The sequence below is a fragment of the Nocardiopsis sp. TNDT3 genome (assembly GCF_003427465.1).
Taxonomy (GTDB): domain Bacteria; phylum Actinomycetota; class Actinomycetes; order Streptosporangiales; family Streptosporangiaceae; genus Nocardiopsis; species Nocardiopsis dassonvillei.
In genome coordinates this window covers 1-2,986 of the sequence record NZ_QPFC01000356.1, presented here as the reverse complement: position 1 = coordinate 2,986, position 2,986 = coordinate 1, and the positions used below count along the sequence as shown (strand labels likewise).

The following is a 2,986-nucleotide window of genomic DNA, read 5'->3' as shown; positions in this document are numbered from 1 at the left end:
TCCTGGGCGCCGCCGAGGCCCTGCGCGAGGGCGCGGGCGCGCCGGCGCCCGCCGCTGAACGGGGCGACGTGGACCGCGCGACGGCGCGCGCACGGGCGGCCCTGGGCGAGGCGGAGTTCGCGCGGGCGTTCGCCCGGGGGCGGACGCGCCCGCCCGCGGACCTCGCGGACCTCCTCGACGGCGGGGAGCAGCGCCCCGACCCGGCCTGAGGGCACGAACACGCGTGCGGCGGGGAGGACCCGAGGGCCGGTTCCCGTGCCCCGGGGCGGTGCGCGGGTCCCCTGACCAGCCCGCTCCCGCGCGGCCGCGCCCGTCTGCGCGCCGACCTCCTCCGCGCCCGCTTCCGCGACCTCCTCCGCGCTCCCTCCACCCCGCCGCGCCACCGCCTGCGCGGTCCGACCCGGGCCTCCCTCCGCGTGCCGCCGTGCCCGCCTCCAGGCAGCCGCGACGCCGTGTCCGCAAGGGTTGCGGTATGCCCTGCGCCACCCGAAAAATAATTAATTACTATTTATTCTTGACGTTACCTGAGTCACTCTGGCATGCTCTCCTGCAGTTGAGGAAGGCGTCCGCGCAGGTGAGCGCGTACGCCCTACGCCAAGGAGGACCCCATGGGCAGACGACCGCCGCGCCCCCCGGGCCGCGCGCTCGCCGCTCTCACCGCCGCCCTGTGCGTGCTGCTGCTCGCCGGATGCGGCGCCAGGCTCGGCGAGGACGGCCGCATCGGCGTCGTCTACATGGACGCGCAGGGCTTCTACGCGGGAGTCCGCGAGGGCATGCAGAACTACGCCGACGACTCCGGACGCGAGCTCCAGCTCCTGGAGCTCAACGCCCGCGGAGACGCCTCGGAGGAGAGCACCTTCGTGGACGTCGTCTCCTCGGCCGACGTCGACGCCCTGGTGCTGTCCCCCGTCTCGGCCACCGCCTCGGTGCCCGCCGTGCGCCTGGCGCACGAGAGCGGGATCCCGGTGATCTGCTACAACACCTGCATCGAGGACGAGGCCGCCAAGGAGTACGTGACCTCCTACATCCTGGGCGACCCCCACGAGTTCGGGCGCCTGCTGGGTGACGCCGCCGCGGACCACTTCGAGGACGAGGGAGTGGAGGACCCCCAGATCGGCGTCCTCAACTGCGAGTTCGTCGAGGTCTGCGTGCAGCGCCGCGAGGGCTTCGAGGAGGCGCTCTTCGCCCGCCTGCCCGACGCCCGGATCGTCGCCAACCAGGAGGGCGCCACCATCGACGAGGCCGTCAACGTGGGCGAGCGCCTGCTCACCGCCCACCCCGACCTCGACGCCTTCTACGGGGAGGCGGGCGGCGCCACCATGGGCGCGGTCCGCGCCGTCACCAACCGCGGCCTGGCCGGGGAGGTCGTGGTCTTCGGCAGCGACATGTCCACCGACGCGGCCCGCGCGCTGTCCGACCACCGCATCCTCAAGGCCAACGTCGACATCTCCGGAATCGCGGTCGGCCTGCTGGCCGGGGAGACGGTCGAGCGCATCATCGCGGGCGAGGCGCCCGAGGAGTTCGTCACCGAGGCGCCCATCGACCTCTACACCACGCCCGAGGACGGCGAGGAGTGGCTGGAGGAGCACCCGGACGGCGTCCCCTAGACCGGCCGTCCGAGCACGTCCGCCCCCTTCGTCCCACCTGTGGAGTACCCATGAGCGACACCTCCGCCGCGCCCCCGGCCGACACCGACGTCGTGGCCCGTGTCCGCGGCGCGACCAAGAGCTACCCCGGCGTCCGGGCGCTGGACCGCGCCGACTTCGAGATCAGTGCCGGAGAGGTCCGCGCGCTGCTCGGACGCAACGGCGCCGGAAAGTCCACCCTGATCCGCCTGCTGTCCGGCGTGGAGACACCCGACGAGGGCGAGATCGAGATCGGCGGCCAGCCGCTCGGCCAGGGCGGCATCCGCCGGGCGGCCAAGCTCGGCGTGGGCACCGTCTACCAGGAGCTCAGCCTGGTCCCGGAGCTGTCGGCGGCCGAGAACCTCTACCTCGGCACGTGGCCCAAGGCCGCCGGGCGCATCGACTACGGCCGCATCAGGGCCGGGGCCGAGGAGGTCTTCGCCGAACTCGGCGTCGACATCGCCCCCGACACCCGGGTCGGCGAACTGCCCCTGGCCCAGCAGCAGCTCGTGGAGATCGCGCGGGCCTTCCGCGCCCGGCCGCGCCTGCTCATCCTCGACGAGCCCACCAGCGCGCTCGCCGCCGGTGAGGCCGAGACCGTCCTCAAGGCCGTCGAGCGCGTCGCCTCCCGCGGCGTCGGCGTCATCTACGTCAGCCACCGCCTGGACGAGATCCGCCGGGTCGCCGACACGGTCACCGTCATGCGCGACGGCGCCGTCGTGGAGACCACGCCGGTCCGCGGCGCCACCACCCGGCACATCGTCTCCCTCATGCTCGGAGGCGAGACCAAGGAGGAGAACAGGCCGGTGCGCCGCGCCGCCGCCTCCGGAACACCGCTCCTGTCGGTCCGCGACCTGGCGGTACCGCCCAAGGTCGACGGCGTCTCCTTCGACCTGCACCCCGGCGAGGTCCTGGGCCTGGGCGGCCTCATGGGCTCGGGGCGGACCGAGATCCTGCGCGCGCTCGCGGGCTTCACCCCCTCACGGGGGACCGTGGAGGTGGACGGCTCGCCGGTGGCCCGCCCCACCCCCCGCGCGATGAAGCGCCTGGGCGTGGGCATCACCCCCGAGGACCGCAAGGGAGAGGGCGTCGTCCCCCTCCTGGGCGTCTCCGAGAACATGGTCATGACCTGGTTCGGCGGAGCCTCCAAGGCGGGGACCGTGCTCCCCTCCCGCGTCTCGGGGATCGGCCGGGGCCTCATCGACCGGCTCTCGATCAAGGCCGCCGCGACCGACACCCCCATCGTCAACCTCAGCGGCGGCAACCAGCAGAAGGCCGTCATCGGCCGCTGGCTGCACGCCGGGAGCCGCATCCTGCTGCTGGACGAGCCCACCCGCGGCGTGGACGTCGAGGCCAAGGCC

The 2,986-nt window shown here is 73.9% G+C and carries 3 protein-coding genes; all 3 read left to right on the top strand.

Going from position 1 to position 2,986, the window contains the following annotated elements:
* On the top strand, positions 1–209 hold a 209-nt coding region (locus DQW06_RS09470), incomplete at its 5' end, for a hypothetical protein (RefSeq protein WP_157983390.1).
* 399 nt (positions 210–608) lie between these two features.
* On the top strand, positions 609–1,607 hold the full coding sequence (locus DQW06_RS09465) for a substrate-binding domain-containing protein (protein WP_013152412.1): 999 nt from the start codon (positions 609–611) through the stop codon (positions 1,605–1,607).
* 50 nt (positions 1,608–1,657) lie between these two features.
* On the top strand, positions 1,658–2,986 hold a 1,329-nt coding region (locus DQW06_RS09460; RefSeq protein WP_157983389.1), incomplete at its 3' end, for a sugar ABC transporter ATP-binding protein.